This window comes from Streptomyces carpinensis (assembly GCF_002154505.1).
Lineage (GTDB): Bacteria > Actinomycetota > Actinomycetes > Streptomycetales > Streptomycetaceae > Streptomyces > Streptomyces carpinensis.
On sequence record NZ_MUBM01000703.1, the window covers coordinates 1 to 553 of the forward strand.

At 70.3% G+C, this 553-nt stretch carries 2 protein-coding genes and 1 pseudogene; all 3 read right to left on the minus strand.

Going from position 1 to position 553, the window contains the following annotated elements; genetic code table 11:
* Positions 1–162: mobile element transfer protein (locus BZY54_RS48090; protein ID WP_086731548.1), on the minus strand; the 162-nt coding region annotated here is incomplete at its 3' end.
* Positions 162–362: a hypothetical protein gene (locus BZY54_RS48095; RefSeq protein WP_086731549.1), complete on the minus strand. Its 201-nt coding sequence runs from the start codon at positions 360–362 to the stop codon at positions 162–164. The genes BZY54_RS48090 and BZY54_RS48095, both read right to left, overlap by 1 nt.
* Positions 363–382: 20 nt before the next feature.
* A pseudogene (locus BZY54_RS54450) lies at positions 383–553 on the minus strand (DUF2637 domain-containing protein); the annotation flags it as partial.

Here is a 553-nt window from a genome sequence, read left to right on the forward strand (position 1 = left end):
GGCCAGCTCGGCGGCGGCCCGGCTGTCGTACTCCGTGGCGAAGCCGCAGCGCGGAGCCGTGCAGACGGCGGTGTGCTTCTCACGGCCCCGGCCGTCGTAGTAGGTGGCGACCTGAACGGGCCCGATGCGGACGACGCGGCGGAAGCGGGGACTGGCGGGCATCAGGGCAGTTCCTTCCAGCTCTCGTGGTTCTCGCCGGTGAAGTCGGCGACGTGGTCGAGCAGCCACTGCCGGATCTCCTCGCCCTCGTACTCGTCGGCGGTGAGGATCACGGGTTCGGCGATGAGCATTGCTTCGGTGAGGCGGTTCTGTCGGGTCAGCTCGGCGGCACGGTTCAGCGCGCGGAGCGTGGACGGACGCATAGTCGGAAGTCCTCCGTTGATCAGGTGAGTTGTGCGGCGATGGCTTCGGCGAGCGGCAGTGGGACACCGAGCCGGGCTCGAAGGGTCGAGGTGTCGATGGCGGCGCCCGTCCGGGCTCGGTGTTCATCGGCGACCTTGCGGGCCAAAGCGACGAGGGCGGGCGGAACGGGCGAGGGTGCCGAGGCGGGCAC